Origin of the sequence: Pseudomonas benzenivorans, assembly GCF_024397895.1 — a bacterium.
In the GTDB taxonomy this organism is placed as follows: domain Bacteria; phylum Pseudomonadota; class Gammaproteobacteria; order Pseudomonadales; family Pseudomonadaceae; genus Aquipseudomonas; species Aquipseudomonas benzenivorans_A.
This window is the reverse complement of record NZ_CP073346.1, coordinates 3,677,272-3,695,277: the sequence shown is the minus strand read 5'-3', so window position 1 is coordinate 3,695,277 and position 18,006 is coordinate 3,677,272. Positions and strand designations below refer to the sequence as shown.

Genomic DNA, 18,006 nt, shown 5'->3' with positions numbered 1-18,006 from the left:
GCCCACCCGCAACAGTTAAAAAGGTACAGCTGATGAGCAACAGCCGCCGCGCGGTCTTCCTCGACCACAGTTCACTGGACCTCGGCGACCTCGACCTGTCGCCGCTCGAGCAGAGCCTCACCGCCCTGCAACTGCACGACCAGAGCACGCCCGCGCAAGCCATCGCGCGCCTGCAGGGCGCCCAGGTGGCGATCAGCAACAAGGTGCCGCTGGACGCCGCCACCTTTGCTGCCTGCCCCGACCTGCAACTGGTGCTGGTCGCCGCCACCGGCACCAACAACATCGACCTGGCCGCCGCCCGCGCCCATGGCGTCACCGTCAGCAACTGCCAGGGCTATGGCACGCCGTCGGTGGCCCAGCACACCCTGATGCTGCTGCTGGCGCTGGCCACCCGCCTGCCGGATTACCAGCAGGACATCCGCGCCGGACGCTGGCAGCAGGCCCAGCAGTTCTGCCTGCTGGACCACCCGATCGTCGAACTGGACGGCAAGACCCTCGGCCTGCTCGGCCACGGCGAACTGGGCGGCGCGGTGGCCCGCCTGGCCGAGGCCTTCGGCATGCGCGTGCTGCTCGGTCAGTTGCCGGGCCGCCCGCCGCGGGAAGATCGTCTGCCGCTGGCCGAGCTGCTGCCCCAGGTCGACGCCCTGACCCTGCACTGCCCCTTGACCGCGGCGACGGCCAACCTGATCGGCGAGTACGAGCTGGGCCTGATGAAACCGGGCGCCTTTCTGATCAATACCGCCCGTGGCGGCCTGGTCGACGAACAGGCCCTGGCCGCAGCCCTGCGCCGCGGCCACCTGGGCGGCGCCGCCACCGACGTGCTGACCCAGGAACCGCCGCGGGACGGCAATCCCCTGCTGGCTGCCGACATTCCGCGCCTGATCGTCACCCCGCACAGTGCCTGGGGCAGCCGTGAAGCGCGCCAGCGCATCGTCATGCAGATGGCCGAGAACGCCCAGGCCTTTTTCGCCGGTGCGCCGCGCCGGGTAGTCGGCTAAGCTGCGCGGCTTTTTCGAGGAGCGCTTATGGACCCGCGAAGCGAAGTGCTGCTGCGCCAGGCCGAACTCTTTGCCGGCCCCATCCTGCTGGCCGGCCTGCCGGCCGACGACCTGCTCGGCCAACTGCCCGAGGCGCACGGCTGGAGCTGGCATGCCGGCGACCAGGCGGCCCTGGAGACCCGTTTCACCGGGCGCAGCCAGTTCGGCGTAAGCCCGCCTGAGCGCGGGTTCGATGCGGCGGTGCTGTTCCTGCCGAAGTCCCGTGAACTGACCGACTACCTGCTCACCGCCCTGGCCGCCCGCCTGGCCGGTCGCCAACTGTTCCTGGTCGGCGAGAAACGTGCCGGCATCGAGCGCGCGGCCAAACAGCTGACGGTCTTCGGCAAGCCTCGCAAACTCGACAGTGCCAGGCATTGCCAGCTGTGGCAGGTGCAGGTGGATCAGACGCCGGCCAGCCCCGACCTGGAAAGCCTGGCCCGGCACTACAGCCTGCCGCTGGCGGATGGACCGCTGGAAGTGGTCAGCCTGCCTGGCGTGTTCAGCCACGGCCGCCTGGACACCGGCAGCGCCCTGCTGCTGGAGCATCTGGAGCGGCTGCCAGGCGGCCACCTGCTCGATTTCGGCTGCGGCGCCGGCGTGCTCGGCGCCGCCCTGAAGCGCCGCTACCCCGATAGCCAGGTGACCCTGCTGGATGTCGACGCCTTTGCCGTGGCCAGCAGCCGCCTGACCCTGGCGGCGAACGGGCTGCAGGCCGAGGTGATCAGCGGCGACGGCATCGATGCGGCGCCCAAGGCGCTGAGCGCGATCCTCAGCAACCCGCCCTTCCACCAGGGCGTGCACACCCATTACCAGGCCACCGAACAGCTGTTGCGCCAGGCCGGCCAGCATCTGCAACAGGGCGGCCAGCTGCGCCTGGTGGCCAACAGCTTCCTCAAGTACCCGCCCCTGATCGAGCAGCACCTCGGGGTCTGCCAGACCCTGGCCGAGGCCAACGGCTTTCGCATCTACCGGGCGAGCAAGCGCTGAGGATGCCAAGCCGCCTTGCCCAAGCCGGCCGGCTTGGGCAGAATGCGCCCGTCCTAGGGGAGTAGTCTCCCGCGAGCAGCGCCAACGGTCGCTCGCCCGGCACGCGTCAACATACTTGGTCAACCGACCATGGCGCGCGCGACCCAAGGCCCACTCAGCGGGGCCTGCGGTTTGACAAGACCTATGACACGCACACCTCACCCGGGGCGGGAAGGTCGTACGTGTCATAGCCGAGTCGACCCGCCCCTTTGGAACTTCGATGCTGGAATCCCTGTTCGTCCCCACCCTGATCGTCGCCCTGGCCGAAATCGGCGACAAGACGCAGCTGCTCGCCCTGTTGCTGGCCGCGCGCTTTCGTCGTCCCTGGCCGATCATCGCCGGCATCCTCGCCGCCACCCTGGCCAATCATTTCGCCGCCGGCGCCCTCGGCACCTGGGTCGCCGGCCTGTTCTCGCCCGCTCAACTGGGCTGGAGCCTCGCCGTCAGCTTCGCCGCGGTGGCCCTGTGGACGCTGATCCCCGACCGCCTGGACGATGACGAAGGCGCCCGATTCAAGCGCCATGGCGCCTTCCTCACCACCCTGATCGCCTTCTTCCTCGCCGAGATGGGTGACAAGACCCAGGTCGCCACCGTGATGCTGTCGGCCCAGTACCCGCACTTCGTCCTGGTGGTGATCGGCACCACCCTGGGCATGCTGCTCGCCAACGTACCGGTGGTACTGGCCGGCAACTTTGCCGCCGAGCGCCTGCCGCTGACCCTGATCCGCCGAGTGGCGGCCGGCAGCTTCGCGGCGCTGGCGGCCTATGCCGCATACCAGGCCCTAAAGCTCGGCGCTCTGACCTGAACCATCCTCGCGATTCGCAGCGCGCGAGCCGATGTTCGCGCGACCTGGACTGCTGATATCCTGCGCAACAATCTGCACAGTATTGTGGGCAGTCAGGGAGCGCGTCATGTCATTGGATGATCGGAAACGGCTGGTTCGCCGGCATATCGACCTGTCTTGGAACAAGGGCCACCTGGCCCTGGTCGAGCAGTTGCACAGCAAGGACTTTCTCTACAAGAGCTCCTTTACCGGGCAATCGCTGCGCAGCGGCGCGTTCGCCGAGATGGTGCAGGGTATTCGCCGCGCCATGCCGGACCTGGAGGTGGTCGTCGAGGAATGCGTCGCCGAAGGCAGCAAGGTGGTTACCTGGAGTACGCTGATCGGCACCATCGAACAATCGGCCTTCGGTTACCCGCCCAGCGACAAGGTGCTGAGCATCTCGGCCATGGCCTTCTGGACCCTGACCGCGCGCAACGAGATTCAGGAGATCTGCACCATGTTCGACATGGAGAGCTTCCGCTCGCAGCTCGGCCTGCAGGCAAGACCCTACGCGGAGAAAGCCCTGCCCTGAGCCGCCCCGGCGCTCAGGCGTCGACGTAGCCGTTCTCGCGAAACCACTGGATGGCCCGCCCCAGGGTGTCATCCAGTGACTGCTCGGCGACGAAGCCGAGCTCTTCGCGCGCCTTGCTGCCGTCCAGAAACTGACCGCCGGCCATCACCGCCAACGCCGTGTCATCCAGCAACGGGGCGCGGCCGGTCAGGCGGTAGCGCAGCCGTCCCAGCGCCGCCACGCCCTGGGCCAGCGCCAGGGGCACCGGACTCGGCGCACGCACCCCCAGCAGCCCGGCGATGCGCGCCGTCAAGGCGGACAGCTGGATATTCTCCCCGGTCAGCAGATAGCGCTCGCCAATCCGGCCGCGCTCCAGGGCCAGCAACAGCCCGCGCCCCGCTTCCGCCGCGTCGATCAGATTGCGCGGCCCCGGCACGTAGTGCCGCATCGCACCGCTGGCGATCGCGGTGATCAGGCGCCCGGTGCTGGGGCCGACATCGAAAGGACCCAGAGTCATCCCCGGGATCGCGATGACCACCGGCAAGCCGCAGCGGGCCTGCTCGCGCGCCTGCTCGTCCAGCGCCCATTTGCACAGCAGGTAGGGGTTGCGCCAGTGCGGCATGCCCTCGTAGAACAACCCTTCATGCCCCGGCAGGCCCTCGGGATGGCGGGGCAAGGCGATGGCCGCACCGAGGTAGAGAATCCGTGGCACCTCGGTCGCCAGGCAGGCGGCATAGAAATGATTGCTCTGGTCCAGGGCGCAGGCCACCTCATCCTGCCAGCGCCGTGGCTGGGTCGGGTAATGCCCGGCGCAGAACATCACGCCGTCGACCCCCTGCAGCGCCCGAACCAGCTCGGCATGATCGAACAGCTCGGCGGCGCGGCACTCGGCCCCCAGATAGGCCAGACGTTCGATGCGCGAGGACGGACGGTGAATCAGCCGCAGCTCATGCCCCGCGGCCTTGACCGCACGAGCCGCGTGGTGGCCGAGCAGGCCGGTGGCACCGAGTACGGCATATTTCACGAAGCTTCCTCACACAAGACGGTAAAACGCCCGGCAGCAGAGCCGGGCGCGGCGACTCGACGCTGGAATCAGCGCGAGGCCTTGGCCTGCTCGTAGAGGGGCATGACCTTCGGGATCGCCGCCTGCAGGGCCGCGATGCGGCTGCCCGACGACGGGTGCGTGCTCATGAATTCCGGCGGCGCGCCGTTGCTGGCCTGGGCCATCTTGTGCCACAGGCTGATGGCAGCGTTGGGGTTGTAGCCGGCTCGGGCGGCCAGCTCCAGGCCGATCAGATCGGCCTCGTTCTCGTTGCCGCGACTGTTGGGCAGGGTCAGGCCGTATTGCACCGCGGCGTCGGCGATGGCCATGGTGCCCTCGCCCAGGCCGAGCAACGCCCCGGCCCCCTGCTTGGCGAGCCCCAGGGTGTAGGCCTTGGACATGGCTTCGCGGCTGTGCTCGCGCAGGGCATGGGCCATCTCGTGGCCCATGATCGCGGCGATCTCGTCGTCGCTGAGCTTGAGCTTCTCCATCAGGCCGCTGTAGAAGATGATCTTGCCGCCCGGGCCGCAGTTGGCGTTGAGCTCATCGCTCTTGATCAGGTTGACCTCCCACTGCCACTGCGCGGCCTCGGGACGGAAGATCGGCGCCTGCCGGATCAGCCGATCGGTGATCGCGCGCAGGCGCTTGGCATTGGCGCTGCTCTTGTCCAGCACGCCCTTGCTCGACGCTTCCGCCAGGGTCTCCTGGTAGGACTGCGCATACATCTGGTTGACCTCTTGGCTCGACAGCATGCCGAGCATGTACTGCTTGCGCTCGACGCCCACGGCGCCGCCGCTGGTGGTGTTTACCGCCTGGCATCCCGCCAGCAGCAGGGCCGCAGTCAGTCCACACAGGTATAAAGGCTTGGCCATGGTGCTTCTCCATCAATTTGAGCCGGCTATGCTACGGCCGCGCGGGAATGACCGGCAACCGCGTCGCATCTAGACAGACAGCAGGCTCACACATTTCGCACAATCGTCCCTCAGTTTTTTTCTGCGCTGCCGACTTAGGGACGAGCGTTTTCCCGTGAGCTTGGAGTCTCCATGAAATTCAGATCCATTCAGTTTTCCGTGGCCGCACTGGCCGGCGCCAGCGTACTGGCGGTGGTCGTGGCCCTGGTGCTGTACGCCTTGTTTGCCGGCGCACGCACCCAGGAACTGGTGCAGCGGCGCACTCAGGCCCAGCTCGAACAGGTCATCGAGCAGCGCCTGACGGCCCTGGCCAATGCCCAGGTGCTGCAGATCCAGCGCGAGCTGGAACTGCCCCTGCAGGTGACTGCCGACCTGGCGCGGGTCAACGCCCTGGTCGGCATGCAGGCGGCCGACGGCGGCCGCCTGCTGTCGCTGAGCCGCGAGGAGCTGTTCAACCTGGTGCGGGAAACCACCGCGCAGAATCCCAAGTTGCTGGGCAGCTACCTGGGCTGGGAGCCCAACGCCTTCGATGGCAACGATCAGTTCTACCTGGGCGACAAAGCCGGCGGCAACGACGGCACGGGGCGCTTCACCCCCTGGTGGTTCCGCAACGCCGATGGCAGCCTGGGGCTGGACGTGATCGGCTTCATGGAGAGTGACAAGCTGCTGCCCACCGGCGTGCGCGAGGGCGAGTACTACCTGTGCCCGAAAGAGCGCAAGCGTCCCTGCGCCATCGACCCGGCCCCCTACGACGTCGGCGGCAAGATGGTCATGCTGGCGTCCTTCACCACCCCCATCCTGGTCGACGGCCAGTTCCGCGGCATCGCCGGCGCAGACCTGTCGGTGAACTTCATTCAGGACCTGCTGCTCGCGGCCGACCAGCAGCTCTACGACGGCGCCGGCGAGCTGGCGCTGATTGCCAGCAACGGCCGCCTGGTGGCCTCGACCCAGGCCCCGGACAAGCTCGGCCAGCCGGCCAGCGAACTCCTCGACACCGACGCCATGGGCAAGCTGCAGGGCCTGCAGCCGGGTCAGACCCGCTATGACGTACAGGGCATCGACGGCGATCACGCCGCCAGTCACATCCAGCTGCTGCAAAGCTTCCCCATCGGCAACACGGATGCGCGCTGGACCCTGATGCTGAAGCTGCCGCTGGACACCGTGATGGCCGACCTGCAGGCGATGCAGCGCGACCTCGGCAAACAGCGCGACACCGATACCCTCGGCATGGCCCTCGTCGGCCTGCTGATCGCCGCTATCGGCCTGCTGGTGGTGTGGTTCGTCGGCTACGGCATCGCCCGTCCGCTCAGGCAGATGGTCGCCATGCTCGACGACATCGCCCAGGGCGAGGGCGACCTGACCCGCCGCCTGAGCAGCGTCCGGCGCGACGAGCTGGGAGCCATTGCCAGCGGCTTCAACACCTTCCTTGGCAAACTGCAGGCGATGATCGGCCAGGTGATCGGCTCGGTGCAGCAGGTCAGCGACTCCTCCGAGCACACCGCCGACATCGCCATTCGCACCAACCAGGGGGTGCAGCAACAGCTGGCCGAAATCGAGCTGGTGGCCACCGCCGTGCATGAGATGACCGCCACCGCCCAGGACGTCGCGCGCAACGCCACCCAGGCGGCGGAGGCCGCCAACCACGCCGACCAGGCGGCCAGCCACGGCAAGCAGATCGTCCAGCAGAGCGCCGACGCCATCAGCGCGCTGGCCGGCGAGATCGGCCGCGCGGTGGGCGTGGTGCAGAACCTGGCCCAGGACAGCGAGAACATCAACGCCATCCTGGTGACCATTCGCAGCATCGCCGAGCAGACCAACCTGCTCGCCCTCAACGCGGCGATCGAAGCGGCGCGGGCCGGTGAGCAGGGCCGCGGCTTCGCCGTGGTCGCCGACGAAGTGCGCAACCTGGCGCAGAAGACGCAGCAGGCGACCGGCGAGATCCAGAACATGATCGAGCAGCTGCAGCACGGCACCCGGGAAGTGGTGAAGGTCATGGAGGACAGCCAGAGCCGCACCGACGTCAGCGTTCGCCAGGCCAGCGAGGCCGCCGAGGCGCTGGCGTCGATCACCCAGGCGGTCTCGGTGATCAATGACATGAACACCCAGATCGCCAGTGCCGCCGAGGAGCAGAGTGCGGTGGCCGAGGACATCAACCGCAACGTCAGCAACATCGGCCAGGTCGCCAATCAGGTGGCCAGTGGCGCCGACGATGCCAGCCAGGCCAGCGCCCACCTGACCAAGCTGGCCGAGCAGCAACGCCGGCTGATCAACCAGTTCAAGGTCTGAGCGGCTCCATCGGCGGCCGCGCTCAGGCCGGCGTCAGGCACTCCGGCCCGTCGAGCTTGGGGTCGTTGACCAGGTTGGCCAACACCCGCTCGCGCAGCGGCGGTGGCGGGCTGGCCAGCAGCGCCAGCAGATCGGCCTGTGGCGTGTCCTCGGCCAGCCAGGCCGCCTGGCCGGCCTCGTCGAGAATCAGCGGACGACGCTGGTTGGCCGCCGCCTGAGTCACCAGGGCGACGCTCAGGTAGACATGTCCCGCCACCGGATAGGCCTCCCACAGCGCAGCGAAATACAGCAGCGAGCCCTCGCCCGTCAGCCAGTAGGGGCGCTTGCGCGTGGTGCCGCGCCACTCGTAGAAGCCGTTGGCCGGCAGCAGGCCGCGGCGCTGGCGGAACGCCTGGCGGAACATCGGCTGCTCGGCCAGGGTCTCGGCGCGCGCCTGGGCCGGGGTCTTCGACAGGTCGGTGAGCCAGGGCGGGGTCAGCCCCCAGCGCGCGCGGGCCAGCTGGCGCTCGCCGGCGAGCTGGCGCAGCAACAGCACCTGGGCATGGGGCGCGATGTTCCAGTGGGGGAGCTGGTCGGCGGGAAAGCCGGGCAGCGCCGCGAACGCGGGCGTCCAGCGGAACAGGGCAAAACGTCCACTCATGGGGCAACTCGATAGCAGGCGGGCGGGCGAAGGCGGATCAGCAGATCAGCACGCCCTGGGTGTTCTCCGGCTCGTCGCCGGGCAGCGGTTGGGCGGCATTGTACGCGGCGATCAACCGCTGTGCGCGCTCGGCCTGGGGGTCCTCGACCATCAACCCGAGCAGGCCGCAGGCCGGCAGCTCGCCGACAGCGCCCACCAGGTGGCGCCCGGCGAGATGGGCCTCGATGCCTTCGCTGGCCAGCATGCCCAGCAGCATCTCGCCCTCCATCAGGTCCAGCGGTTCGTAGATGCGTTGCATCAATCGTTTTCCCCACGGACGTCCAGGGTCCAGTCTACGCCATCGGTGCGCAGGTCGAAGACGATCGGCCGGCAGCACACCGGACAGTCCTCGATGTACTGCTGATCACCGGCGGACAGGTCGAGCACCGCCTCGACCGCCTCGCCGCAATAGGGGCATTGATACGCCTGAGTTTCCAGCATCGCGGCCTCCGTGTGACTTGCGGGTATAATCGCCGGTCTATTGCTGGCCCCGCAAACCGGGGACTCACCCACAACAGGCCTGTTTACCGCAGCCGAACAACGACAAGAGAGCATGATGGGCGAATTCGATGCCATCCGACCCTACGCCGACGCCGAAGTCCCCGCCGTCCTGGCACGCCTGCTGGCCGACGATGCGTTCCTGGACATCCTCACCCAGTTCCGCTTTCCGCGTCTGGCCAATCCCCTGGGTTGGCTGCTTAAACCTCTTATAGCCTATCGGCTGCGCCGCGAGTTCCGCGATGTCGCCTCGGTGGCGGCCCTACAGGACAGGGTCGAGGACTACGTCGACCGCACCATCGAACAGGCCACCGACGGCGTCACCTACTCCGGCGTCGAGCGCCTCAAGGCCGGCAGCGCTTACCTGTTTCTCGCCAATCACCGCGACATCGTCATGGACCCGGCCTTCGTCAACTATGCCGTGTACCACGCCGGTCTGCCGACGCCGCGCATCGCCATCGGCGACAACCTGCTGCAGAAGCCCTTCGTCAGCGACCTGATGCGCCTGAACAAGAGTTTCATCGTACACCGCTCGATCAGCGGCCGCCGCGAGAAGCTCGCCGCCTACCAGCTGCTGTCGGCCTACATCAACCACTCGATCCGCCAGGACCGCGAGTCGATCTGGATCGCCCAGGCCGAGGGGCGGGCCAAGGACGGTGACGACCGCACCGACTCGGCGATCCTCAAGATGTTCCACATGAGCCGCAAGGATGAGCCGTTCGCCGAGGTCGTCGCCTCGCTGCAGCTGACGCCGGTGTCGATCAGCTACGAGTACGACCCCTGCGACCAGGCCAAGGCCCGCGAACTGTATGTCCGCGCCAGCACCGGCCGCTACGACAAGGCTCCCGGCGAGGACGACAAGAGCATCGCCCTCGGCATCACCGGCTACAAGGGCCGGGTGCATGTGCATTTCGGCGAGCCGCTGAGCCGCGGCCTGGACGACAGCAAGCAACTGGCCGCCGAGATGGACCGGCACATACTCGCCGGCTATCGCCTGTTCCCGGTGCACTACCTGGCCTATGCGATGTGGGCCGAGCGCGATCCCGAGCTGCAGGTGCCCGACGCCGCCCAGCTGTTCCCCGCCGAAGAGCTGGCCGCCGCCCAGGCGCAGTGGCAGCAGCGCCTGGCGGCCTGCCCGGCCGAGCAGCAGCCCTATCTGGTGCTGCAGTACGCCAACCCGGTGCGCAACCAGTACCGTGTCAAGGCCGGCTTGCCGCTCTAGGCTTCGTCGTCCCATGAAAAAGGCAGCCCGCGGGCTGCCTTTTTTGTTTCTCGCCGAAGCGGGTCACAGCTTGGTGCTGATCCCCGACACCGCCAGGGCGATCGCCAGGCAGGCGTAGCCGAAACGGTAGAAGAAGCGGTTCATCCGCAGGGTCGGCTCGCTCAGCAGGCTGGCCTGCCCGGCGACCTCATCGAGCTGGCTTTCGGCCGCCAGGCGAGCAGAACCGCGCTGCTCGCGCAGGCGGGTGGCCAGCAGCAGCCAGGCCCCGGCCACGGCGAAGAACAGCGCCAGGGAGTTGGCCGCCTGGGCCGGATGGGCAAGAAACAGCGACCAGAGCGCCTGCAGGGACATCAGCAACCTCCACATCACAACGGTGCATGGCCGGGCCATGCGCACCACAAAGGGGAAAAACCGGCTCACTCGAGCAGCGGGAAGCGATCTGGCGGGGGATATCAGCGGAACAAAGCCGCGGCTTGAGCCACTCGCAACGCCGACGGACCGCCACGCGCAGCGCCGTCGATCGCACTTCACACCGCCACGCTCCCGCGAACCGTCCGAAATACGCGGGGCAGTTTACTGGAGCGCCATGTTTATAAGTTTTGTTCCCGACGAACGAAGGGGCTATCCCGAAATCGTCTGAATACACCCCGAAATCGTCATATGGCTGGCCTAGGGTTTGACTGCTCTTTGATATGCGGCCGCAGCACGGACGCGTATTCGACCCGACCACGGAGACATCACCATGCTCAACCCACAACCCCTTGACCGCGACTACCTGATCGACTCGCTGGATGAAGTGCAAGACCTTATCGACGGTCTCTCCTTCAATGTGCAAGACCACCAGTGGCTGATCTACTGCGCCCTCGGTGGCCACGAACACTACGACCTGCCGGATATCGACCGGCGCACCGGCCTGAGCCTGCCGGAGCTTTACGCCGAAGCGGCCTGAAGCCTGACCCGCGCGCAAGAAAAAGCCCGGATAAATCCGGGCTTTTCAATTACCGCTGCCCACTCACTGGAGCAACAGCTTGCCGATAGTCGGATCCTTGAAGGCGCGCGTCAGCGCATCGCTCAACACGTCGCTGACCAGCTTGGTGTTGGTTTCCTGGTTCGGCGCCATGCCGAAACGCTGGTTCAACGAGGCCCCATAACGGCCGCTGTAGCGGCGCGAGCTGTTCTGCACGTCAGCCCGAATGGTCGCGGTGATGTCCGACTCGGTGACGTACATCCCCTCTTTCGGCGACTGGTACTTGAGCTCGGCCAGGGTCAGGGTCAGCTGCGGCGCGTTGTAGGCGTTCGGCGTCGGGGTGAAGCCGAGCAGACGTACCGCCGCCTCGGCCTCGGCCTGCAGCTTGGGCAGAATATCCTGCCCCCTGACGCTGATGGCGCTGGTTTCCGGGTACAGGCCACCGCGAGTGCCGAGCACCGGCGACGGGCGCCCGTCGACCACCCGCACCACCACGGGCTGGCCCTGGCCTACGGCAACCAGGGGGCTGTTGATCTTCGGTTGCGGGCTGAGTTGTTGCGGGCTGTGGGCACAGCCGGCCAGGGTCAGGCTGGCGGCAGCGATCAATCCAAACAGCAGGCGAGGCAGCATGCTCATCTCTCCATAGAGGGGTGCGAAGTGGCCGGCAGTATAACCAGCGGCTCGATGCGCTAACAGCGTCGGCTGTATGACAGACCACGCCCCCTGCGGGTTCCTGTCATGCCCCTGTCATCGCCGGATGGCATAAGACTTTAGTCGTCACCGCCAAGAGCTCTGCGCCATGTTGTCGCTTCGTTCGCTATTCGCCCCCCGCCAGCCACTGCGCACCTTCGCCCTGCTCGACGTCCAGGGTCTATGCCGCGCCTTTCGCCAGTCGGCCCAGGCCCCGCACGGCAAGGGCTGGGTCGAGGTCAACGAACAACGCCTCAGTTGGCTGAACCAGCCACTGCCCGCCGGCGCGCGGGCCCAGCCAGTCGCCACACACCCGCGCTTCGGCAAAGCGTTGGCGGCCTGACCGGCGGAAGAAGAAAAGTCACACGGAACGATCAATTTTCCCGCTTTCGTCTTATAATCGCGCCCCGATTATAAGGACGCCTCCTGATCGGGCCCCGCCCCAGAGAGTCGCCCACTACGCGCTGCCCCTTTCGGTTGCCGTTTTTGCCCCACTTGCATAATGCCGCGCAGCACTGCATGGCCCCTTTGCACCACGGACAACGACAGCCCGAGGCAGACGCGCACCTTTGAGGTTCACCGCTCCAAAAGAGCGCGAAAAAACGGTTTCAACAACTTCACAAGAGTGTGGCGAATAATGAACGATCTTGCGGCTGGCAAACGCACTGTCATCACCTCCACGACCCCGAGGCTGTTCGGCGACCGCTGAACGGCGTGAGCACACGCCGAGCTTTGTTGCCTTCAATTGGGTACTGATTTTTTGGAGTAGTGGTAATGGCGCACAACGATTACGAAGCAGTAGATGTGGTGCTGGTTGGGGCCGGCATCATGAGCGCGACCCTGGCCGTGCTGCTGAAGGAGCTCGACCCGAGCATGAGCCTGGAAATCATCGAACTGATGGAATCCGGCGCGATCGAAAGCTCCAACCCCTGGAACAACGCCGGTACCGGTCATGCCGGGCTGTGCGAGCTGAACTACACCCCCGAGGCGGACGATGGCTCGATCGACATCAAGAAGTCGGTAACCATCAATACCCAGTTCGAGGAATCCAAGCAGTTCTGGGCCTACCTGGTCGAGAAAGGCAGCTTCGGCGCGCCCAAGTCCTTCATCAGCTCGGTGCCGCACCTGAGCTTCGTGCGCGGCCATGAGGGCATCGCCTTCCTCAAGAAGCGCTTCGACGCCCTGACCCAGCACCACGCCTTCGCCGACATGGACTACACCGAAGACCGCGCCACCATGGCCAAGTGGATGCCTTTGATGATGCCGGGCCGCGATCCCAACGAACCGATCGCCGCTACCCGTGTCCTGGGCGGCACCGATGTCAACTTCGGTGCGGTGACCAAACACCTGCTTGACCATCTGGCCAAGCAGCCCCAGGCCGAGGTCAAGTGCAGCCAGAAGGTCACCGGCCTCGAGCGTAACGCCCAGGGCTGGCGTGTAAGCATCAAGAACCAGGCTGACGGCAGCAGCCGCGAAATCCAGGCCAAGTTCGTATTCCTCGGCGCCGGCGGGGCAGCCCTGCCGCTGCTGCAACTGTCCGGCATCCCCGAAGGCAAGGGCTACGGCGGCTTCCCGGTGAGCGGCCAGTGGCTGCGCTGCGACAACCCGGAAGTGGTCAAGCAGCACCAGGCCAAGGTCTACAGCCAGGCGGCCGTGGGTTCACCACCGATGTCGGTGCCCCACCTCGACACCCGCGTGGTGGACGGCAAGACCTCGCTGCTGTTCGGCCCCTATGCCGGCTTCTCCACCAAGTTCCTGCGTCACGGTTCCTACCTCGACCTGCCGCTGTCGGTCCGCCCGGGCAATATCGGGCCGATGCTGGCGGTGGCCCGCGACAACTTCGACCTGACCCGCTACCTGATCAAGGAAGTGCTGCAGTCCGAGGAAAAGCGCCTGGAAACCCTGCGCGGCTTCTACCCCGAGGCCAAGGCCGAGGACTGGCGCCTGGAAGTGGCCGGCCAGCGTGTGCAGATCATCAAGAAGGACCCCAAGCGCGGTGGCATCCTGCAGTTCGGCACCGAATTGGTCGCCGCCGAGGACGGCTCCATCGCCGCCCTGCTCGGCGCCTCGCCGGGCGCCTCGGTGACCGTGTCGATCATGCTCGACCTGATCCGCCGCTGCTTCCCCGAGCAGGCCAAGTCGCAGCAGTGGCTCAGCAAGATGAACGAGATCTTCCCCGCCCTGGGCGATGTCCTGGCCCGCGACCCGGAGCGTTACCGCGAGGTGCAGGCGCGTTCGGATGCGTTGCTGGAGCTGACGGCGAAGGAGACGGCGCTGGCCTGAGGCCACTGCCCACACAAGAAAAACCGCCCTGCTGGGCGGTTTTTTTATGGTTTCTGGCGGATCACCCCGGCATCGTCAAGCGGAGGCGGCCAGTGGGCGAAAGCTGAAATAGCGGCGCAGGGCATCGACCATCTCGACGTACTCGGCCGGCGGCGCGACCAGGGCGAAGCCGGAGTCGAAATAACCCGGCGAGACGTCCTCCCGGCTCCACTGGCAGGTGGCGGAAAAATCGATGAAGCGCGGCCCTTCCACCCCGGGAATCTTCAAGCGCAGGTCGAAGCGCCCGCCGACCAGCATCGGCAACTGGCTGATCAGCATCAGGCCGTCCAGCGACACATTGCCGATATAGCCCATTGGCTTGTCGGTGATGCGGTTGAACACCTTCAGATAGCAGGGTAGCTGGTGGCGTTGGATGTGGCGCTGGGCTGGCATAGTGGCGCATCGCATGGGATGGCCCTTGAGTAGGACCGCACTACTGCTGTTAACCCTCGACTCAGGAGCAACGCTCGGAGACGCGGTCGCGCAGCCGGCGACGAACGGCGTCGAGCTCCTCTTCACTGTAGTACGTACGCTCGCCGTTCGCCTCCTCCTGGTAGTAGCGGCGCCCCTCGGGCAGCTGCGCCAGGCGCTGGCGCAGCACGCGGCATTCGCTGTCACGCTCGGCCCGACGCTCCGCCGAAGCAGCAACCGCCTCGGCCTTTTCCTGACGGCGGGCATCGTAGAAGCGCTCGGTACGTTCCAGTCGCTCGCGGGTGGCCGCATCCCGTTCGACGACCTGCGGCCTCACCTCGACCGGCTCGGCTCCGGCGCCGGCTGGACGCTGGCCGAAGTGCACCTGCCCCTGGGCGTCGACCCAGCGATAGATCTCCGCTGTCGCCAACCCCGGCAACAGCAACAGGCATAGCCATGCGCGCATGTTTTCCTCCCTGGACAGTATCTCGGGCCAGGCCACGACAGGGCCTGGCCGACCCCGATAGGCGGCGGCTAGCGCCCGGCCGGCAAGACCGTGGCGGGCTCCGCCTGGCCATAGTGACCGAGCTGGCGCAGGGTTTCCAGCCGCGCCTTGGCGCGGAAGCCATACTCGCTGCGCGGGTAATGGCTGATGATGAACTGATAGGTCTGCGCCGCGTCGACGAACAGGCTCTGGCGCTCCAGGCACTGACCGCGCAGCAGGGAAATTTCCGGCTGCAGGTAGCTGCGCGAGCGACTCTTGCGCTCGGCCTGGGACAACTCGAGCATCACCTCGTCGCATTCGCCCTGCTCGTAGGCGCGGTAGGCATTGTTCAAGTGATGGTCGAGCGACCAACGAGTACAGCCGCCAGCGCTCAGCGCCAGGCACAGGATCAACAGGGTTCGCATGAGACTCTCCTCCACTGCCCAGTGTATCGACCGGCGCCAGAAAGTCTGCAGTGCCTGCAGGCTTCCCGAAAGCGACTGCCCGCCATCTGCGCGATGGATAAAACCTGGACGGCTATGCTGAAGGGATAAGCGCCCTCGCCCGGCGAGGGGAAGTCCCTTCACCGCGAGGTTCAGCGTCATGCACCTGCACCAGCTTCTGGTCGTCATCGAGCCCCATCAGTCCCTCCAGCCTGCCCTCGAACGCGCCGTCTGGCTGGCCCGCAACAGCCAGGCACAGCTGTATCTGCTGCTGGTCGAATACAGCGCCGCCCTGGACGCCAGCCGTTTCTTCGACAGCGCCCTGCAGGTCCGGGCCCGCGCCGCCCTGCTCGAACAGCGCGGCACCTGGCTGGAAGAGCTGGTCGCGCCGCTGCGCGCCGAGGGCCTGGAGCTGCACCTGGACGTGCGCTGGGGCAAGCCGCCCCATGCCCTGATCGAGGAGAAGGTGGCGGAGATGAGCCCCGACCTGGTGCTCAAGTCCATGGCCCACGAGAACCTGCTGCAGCGCCTGCTGCACAGCAACAGTTGCTGGCAGCTGGTGCGCCACTGCCCCGTGCCGCTGTGGCTGGTGCAGCAGGGCGAGTGGCAGGGCCGCAACCTGTGCGCCGCCCTCGACCCCCTGCACAGCGCCGACAAGCCGGCGGCCCTGGACCACCAGCTGATCCGCACGGCCATCGGCCTCAGCGAGCAGCTTGGCCTGCAGGCCCACTACCTGCACTGTCACGCACCGCTGCCGCGCAGCCTGGTGTTCGACGCAGAGCTGGTGACCAACTACGAAGACTACGTGACGCGAAGCGGCGCGCAGCACCGCGAGGCATTCGAGCAGCTGCTTGGCCAGTACCCCATCGCCCTGCCCGACACCCACCTGGTCGAGGGCTTTGCCGAAGAAGCGTTGCCGCACTTCGTCGGCGAACGGCAGATCGACCTGCTGCTGATGGGCGCCATTGCCCGCGGTCAACTCGACACGGCCCTGATCGGGCATACCGCCGAACGCATCCTCGATAGCGTGAGCTGTGACCTGCTGATCCTGAAACCCGAGACGCCAGGTAGTGCAGAGGAACAATGACTACAGCTGTGGGCCATAGTAGCCTCGCGACCAGCTGCAACTCAGGAGTCTGCGCATGACCTTTCGTCGCACCAAAATCGTCGCCACCCTCGGCCCGTCCAGCAACTCGCCCGAAGTTCTCGAAAAGCTGATTCTCGCCGGCCTGGATGTGGCCCGCCTGAACTTCTCCCACGGCTCGCCGGACGAGCACAAGGCCCGCGCCAAGCTGGTGCGCGACCTGGCCGCCAAGCATGGCCGGCACGTCGCCCTGCTCGGCGACCTGCAGGGGCCGAAGATCCGCATCGCCAAGTTCGCCGGCAAGCGCATCGAGCTGCAGGTCGGCGACCGCTTCACCTTCTCCACCAGCCATCCGCTGACCGATGGCACCCAGGAAATCGTCGGCATCGACTACCCGGACCTGGTCAAGGACTGCGGCGTGGGCGACGAACTGCTGCTCGACGACGGCCGCGTGGTGATGCGCGTGGACAGTGCCACCGAAGACGCCCTGCACTGCTCGGTGCTGATCGGTGGGCCGCTGTCCGACCACAAGGGCATCAATCGCCGCGGCGGCGGCCTGACCGCGCCGGCGCTGACCGAGAAGGACAAGGCCGACATCAAGCTGGCCGCGGAAATGGAACTGGACTACCTGGCGGTGTCCTTCCCGCGCGACGCCGCGGACATGGAGTACGCCCGCCAGTTGCGCGACGAGGCCGGCGGCATCGCCTGGCTGGTGGCCAAGATCGAGCGCGCCGAAGCGGTGGCCGACGACGAAACCCTCGACGGCCTGATCCGCGCCAGCGATGCGGTGATGGTGGCCCGCGGCGACCTCGGGGTGGAGATCGGCGACGCCGAGCTGGTCGGCATCCAGAAGAAAATCATTCTGCACGCGCGCCGCCACAACAAGGCGGTGATCACCGCGACCCAGATGATGGAGTCGATGATCCAGAACCCCATGCCGACCCGGGCGGAAGTCTCCGACGTGGCCAACGCCGTGCTCGACTACACCGATGCGGTGATGCTCTCGGCGGAAAGCGCCGCCGGCGCCTACCCGCTCGAAGCGGTGCAGGCCATGGCGCGCATCTGCATCGGCGCGGAGAAGCACCCGACCAGCCAGCAGTCCAGCCACCGCATCGGCAAGACCTTCCAGCGCTGCGACGAGAGCATCGCCCTGGCGGCCATGTACACCGCCAACCACTTCCCCGGGGTGAAGGCGATCATCGCCCTGACCGAGAGCGGCTACACGCCCTTGATCATGTCGCGGATCCGCTCCGCCGTGCCGATCTACTCGTTCTCCCCGCACCGCGCCACCCAGGCCCGCACGGCCCTGTTCCGCGGCGTCTACACGGTGCCCTTCGACCCGGCCGCGTTGCCGCCGGAACAGGTCAGCCAGGCGGCGGTGGACGAGTTGCTCAAGCGCGGCGTGGTCGAGCCGGGCGACTGGGTCATCCTGACCAAGGGCGACAGCTACCACACCATCGGCGGCACCAACGGCATGAAGATGCTGCACGTCGGCGAGAAGCTGGTGTAGCAACGCCAGATGCACAGAGGCCGCTCGATGAGCGGCCTTTTCGTTTGTGCGGCGTAGGGT

The 18,006-nt window shown here is 66.8% G+C and carries 21 protein-coding genes and 1 pseudogene; 12 read left to right on the top strand and 10 right to left on the bottom strand.

Features of this window, described 5'->3' with window-relative positions; all coding sequences use genetic code 11:
- Positions 1-32: 32 nt before the first annotated feature.
- The 4 genes from KDW96_RS17350 to KDW96_RS17335 all read left to right on the top strand — a co-directional run bounded on the left by KDW96_RS17350 (position 33) and on the right by KDW96_RS17335 (position 3,418).
- The gene (locus KDW96_RS17350) at positions 33-998 is read left to right on the top strand and encodes a 2-hydroxyacid dehydrogenase (protein ID WP_255837465.1); all 966 of its coding nucleotides are present in this window, start codon (positions 33-35) and stop codon (positions 996-998) included.
- Between the two features lie 27 nt (positions 999-1,025).
- A complete protein-coding gene (locus KDW96_RS17345; protein ID WP_255837464.1) occupies positions 1,026-2,024 on the top strand; it encodes a methyltransferase in 999 nt (332 codons plus the stop codon).
- 262 nt (positions 2,025-2,286) lie between these two features.
- Complete coding sequence (locus KDW96_RS17340; protein ID WP_255840556.1) at positions 2,287-2,868, top strand: TMEM165/GDT1 family protein; 582 nt, start codon at positions 2,287-2,289, stop codon at positions 2,866-2,868.
- 106 nt (positions 2,869-2,974) lie between these two features.
- Positions 2,975-3,418 carry a ketosteroid isomerase-related protein gene (locus KDW96_RS17335; RefSeq protein WP_255837463.1) on the top strand — a complete coding sequence of 148 codons (444 nt, stop codon included), beginning with the start codon at positions 2,975-2,977 and terminating at the stop codon, positions 3,416-3,418.
- Between the two features lie 13 nt (positions 3,419-3,431).
- On the opposite strand, the gene KDW96_RS17330 is transcribed toward KDW96_RS17335, so the two are convergent.
- A complete protein-coding gene (locus tag KDW96_RS17330; RefSeq protein WP_255837462.1) occupies positions 3,432-4,421 on the bottom strand; it encodes an NAD-dependent epimerase/dehydratase family protein in 990 nt (329 codons plus the stop codon).
- 68 nt (positions 4,422-4,489) lie between these two features.
- Positions 4,490-5,311, bottom strand: coding sequence for a M48 family metallopeptidase (locus tag KDW96_RS17325; RefSeq protein WP_255837461.1), 822 nt, complete (start codon positions 5,309-5,311; stop codon positions 4,490-4,492).
- A gap of 171 nt (positions 5,312-5,482) precedes the next feature.
- Between KDW96_RS17325 and KDW96_RS22300 the strand changes: the two are divergent.
- Together KDW96_RS22300 and KDW96_RS22295 are read left to right on the top strand one after the other, a co-directional pair.
- Positions 5,483-6,733 (top strand): annotated as a pseudogene (locus KDW96_RS22300) (methyl-accepting chemotaxis protein); the annotation flags it as partial.
- 60 nt (positions 6,734-6,793) lie between these two features.
- Positions 6,794-7,636, top strand: a complete 843-nt coding sequence (locus KDW96_RS22295; RefSeq protein WP_370295462.1) for a methyl-accepting chemotaxis protein — start codon at positions 6,794-6,796, stop codon at positions 7,634-7,636.
- Positions 7,637-7,658: 22 nt separating this feature from the next.
- Here KDW96_RS22295 and KDW96_RS17315 read toward each other — a convergent pair whose 3' ends face one another.
- Genes KDW96_RS17315 through KDW96_RS17305 form a run of 3 tightly spaced genes read right to left on the bottom strand, consistent with a single transcriptional unit; the run spans position 7,659 to position 8,756 of the window.
- The gene (locus tag KDW96_RS17315) at positions 7,659-8,276 is read right to left on the bottom strand and encodes an SOS response-associated peptidase (protein WP_255837459.1); all 618 of its coding nucleotides are present in this window, start codon (positions 8,274-8,276) and stop codon (positions 7,659-7,661) included.
- Positions 8,277-8,313: 37 nt separating this feature from the next.
- Positions 8,314-8,574, bottom strand: a complete 261-nt coding sequence (locus KDW96_RS17310) for a putative signal transducing protein (protein ID WP_255837458.1) — start codon at positions 8,572-8,574, stop codon at positions 8,314-8,316.
- The gene (locus tag KDW96_RS17305) at positions 8,574-8,756 is read right to left on the bottom strand and encodes a CPXCG motif-containing cysteine-rich protein (protein ID WP_255837457.1); all 183 of its coding nucleotides are present in this window, start codon (positions 8,754-8,756) and stop codon (positions 8,574-8,576) included. Before KDW96_RS17305 ends, KDW96_RS17310 begins: the two co-directional genes overlap by 1 nt.
- 112 nt (positions 8,757-8,868) lie before the next feature.
- Between KDW96_RS17305 and KDW96_RS17300 the strand changes: the two genes are divergently transcribed.
- On the top strand, positions 8,869-10,035 hold the full coding sequence (locus KDW96_RS17300) for a 1-acyl-sn-glycerol-3-phosphate acyltransferase (protein WP_255837456.1): 1,167 nt from the start codon (positions 8,869-8,871) through the stop codon (positions 10,033-10,035).
- A gap of 63 nt (positions 10,036-10,098) precedes the next feature.
- Here the strand turns inward: KDW96_RS17300 and KDW96_RS17295 are convergent, their stop codons facing one another.
- Positions 10,099-10,386, bottom strand: coding sequence for a hypothetical protein (locus KDW96_RS17295; protein WP_255837455.1), 288 nt, complete (start codon positions 10,384-10,386; stop codon positions 10,099-10,101).
- A 391-nt stretch (positions 10,387-10,777) separates the two neighbouring features.
- Between KDW96_RS17295 and KDW96_RS17290 the strand changes: the two genes are divergently transcribed.
- Positions 10,778-10,984 carry a hypothetical protein gene (locus KDW96_RS17290; RefSeq protein ID WP_255837454.1) on the top strand — a complete coding sequence of 69 codons (207 nt, stop codon included), beginning with the start codon at positions 10,778-10,780 and terminating at the stop codon, positions 10,982-10,984.
- Positions 10,985-11,047: 63 nt separating this feature from the next.
- On the opposite strand, the gene KDW96_RS17285 is transcribed toward KDW96_RS17290, so the two are convergent.
- Positions 11,048-11,632, bottom strand: coding sequence for a YajG family lipoprotein (locus KDW96_RS17285; protein WP_255837453.1), 585 nt, complete (start codon positions 11,630-11,632; stop codon positions 11,048-11,050).
- A gap of 169 nt (positions 11,633-11,801) precedes the next feature.
- Here KDW96_RS17285 and KDW96_RS17280 point away from each other — a divergent pair, with 169 nt between their 5' ends.
- Entirely contained in the window at positions 11,802-12,035 is a 234-nt protein-coding gene (locus tag KDW96_RS17280) for a hypothetical protein (protein WP_255837452.1), read from the top strand.
- 431 nt (positions 12,036-12,466) lie between these two features.
- Positions 12,467-13,975 (top strand): malate dehydrogenase (quinone), encoded by a 1,509-nt coding sequence (mqo, locus tag KDW96_RS17275; protein WP_255837451.1) that lies wholly within the window; start codon positions 12,467-12,469, stop codon positions 13,973-13,975.
- A 75-nt stretch (positions 13,976-14,050) separates the two neighbouring features.
- Here the strand turns inward: mqo and KDW96_RS17270 are convergent, their stop codons facing one another.
- From KDW96_RS17270 to KDW96_RS17260, 3 genes are all read right to left on the bottom strand, one after another.
- Positions 14,051-14,407 (bottom strand): PilZ domain-containing protein, encoded by a 357-nt coding sequence (locus KDW96_RS17270; protein WP_255837450.1) that lies wholly within the window; start codon positions 14,405-14,407, stop codon positions 14,051-14,053.
- A 61-nt stretch (positions 14,408-14,468) separates the two neighbouring features.
- Positions 14,469-14,891, bottom strand: a complete 423-nt coding sequence (locus tag KDW96_RS17265; RefSeq protein WP_255837449.1) for a DUF4124 domain-containing protein — start codon at positions 14,889-14,891, stop codon at positions 14,469-14,471.
- 68 nt (positions 14,892-14,959) lie between these two features.
- Positions 14,960-15,334 (bottom strand): tetratricopeptide repeat protein, encoded by a 375-nt coding sequence (locus tag KDW96_RS17260; RefSeq protein ID WP_255837448.1) that lies wholly within the window; start codon positions 15,332-15,334, stop codon positions 14,960-14,962.
- 178 nt (positions 15,335-15,512) lie between these two features.
- Here KDW96_RS17260 and KDW96_RS17255 point away from each other — a divergent pair, with 178 nt between their 5' ends.
- Positions 15,513-16,439, top strand: a complete 927-nt coding sequence (locus tag KDW96_RS17255; protein WP_255837447.1) for a universal stress protein — start codon at positions 15,513-15,515, stop codon at positions 16,437-16,439.
- A 55-nt stretch (positions 16,440-16,494) separates the two neighbouring features.
- Positions 16,495-17,946, top strand: a complete 1,452-nt coding sequence (pyk, locus tag KDW96_RS17250) for a pyruvate kinase (protein ID WP_255837446.1) — start codon at positions 16,495-16,497, stop codon at positions 17,944-17,946.
- The last annotated feature ends 60 nt before the right edge of the window (positions 17,947-18,006 follow it).

Bases quoted from the DNA above. Each gene is read 5' to 3' on its own strand.
- KDW96_RS17350 (WP_255837465.1), top strand. From the start codon at position 33: ATGAGCAACAGCCGCCGCGCGGTCTTCCTCGACCACAGTTCACTGGAC.
- KDW96_RS17345 (WP_255837464.1), top strand. From the start codon at position 1,026: ATGGACCCGCGAAGCGAAGTGCTGCTGCGCCAGGCCGAACTCTTTGCC.
- KDW96_RS17335 (WP_255837463.1), top strand. From the start codon at position 2,975: ATGTCATTGGATGATCGGAAACGGCTGGTTCGCCGGCATATCGACCTG.
- KDW96_RS17325 (WP_255837461.1), bottom strand. From the start codon at position 5,311: ATGGCCAAGCCTTTATACCTGTGTGGACTGACTGCGGCCCTGCTGCTG.
- KDW96_RS22295 (WP_370295462.1), top strand. From the start codon at position 6,794: ATGATCGGCCAGGTGATCGGCTCGGTGCAGCAGGTCAGCGACTCCTCC.
- KDW96_RS17315 (WP_255837459.1), bottom strand. From the start codon at position 8,276: ATGAGTGGACGTTTTGCCCTGTTCCGCTGGACGCCCGCGTTCGCGGCG.
- KDW96_RS17310 (WP_255837458.1), bottom strand. From the start codon at position 8,574: ATGCAACGCATCTACGAACCGCTGGACCTGATGGAGGGCGAGATGCTG.
- KDW96_RS17305 (WP_255837457.1), bottom strand. From the start codon at position 8,756: ATGCTGGAAACTCAGGCGTATCAATGCCCCTATTGCGGCGAGGCGGTC.
- KDW96_RS17300 (WP_255837456.1), top strand. From the start codon at position 8,869: ATGATGGGCGAATTCGATGCCATCCGACCCTACGCCGACGCCGAAGTC.
- KDW96_RS17295 (WP_255837455.1), bottom strand. From the start codon at position 10,386: ATGTCCCTGCAGGCGCTCTGGTCGCTGTTTCTTGCCCATCCGGCCCAG.
- KDW96_RS17290 (WP_255837454.1), top strand. From the start codon at position 10,778: ATGCTCAACCCACAACCCCTTGACCGCGACTACCTGATCGACTCGCTG.
- KDW96_RS17285 (WP_255837453.1), bottom strand. From the start codon at position 11,632: ATGCTGCCTCGCCTGCTGTTTGGATTGATCGCTGCCGCCAGCCTGACC.
- KDW96_RS17280 (WP_255837452.1), top strand. From the start codon at position 11,802: ATGTTGTCGCTTCGTTCGCTATTCGCCCCCCGCCAGCCACTGCGCACC.
- mqo (WP_255837451.1), top strand. From the start codon at position 12,467: ATGGCGCACAACGATTACGAAGCAGTAGATGTGGTGCTGGTTGGGGCC.
- KDW96_RS17270 (WP_255837450.1), bottom strand. From the start codon at position 14,407: ATGCCAGCCCAGCGCCACATCCAACGCCACCAGCTACCCTGCTATCTG.
- KDW96_RS17265 (WP_255837449.1), bottom strand. From the start codon at position 14,891: ATGCGCGCATGGCTATGCCTGTTGCTGTTGCCGGGGTTGGCGACAGCG.
- KDW96_RS17260 (WP_255837448.1), bottom strand. From the start codon at position 15,334: ATGCGAACCCTGTTGATCCTGTGCCTGGCGCTGAGCGCTGGCGGCTGT.
- KDW96_RS17255 (WP_255837447.1), top strand. From the start codon at position 15,513: ATGCACCTGCACCAGCTTCTGGTCGTCATCGAGCCCCATCAGTCCCTC.
- pyk (WP_255837446.1), top strand. From the start codon at position 16,495: ATGACCTTTCGTCGCACCAAAATCGTCGCCACCCTCGGCCCGTCCAGC.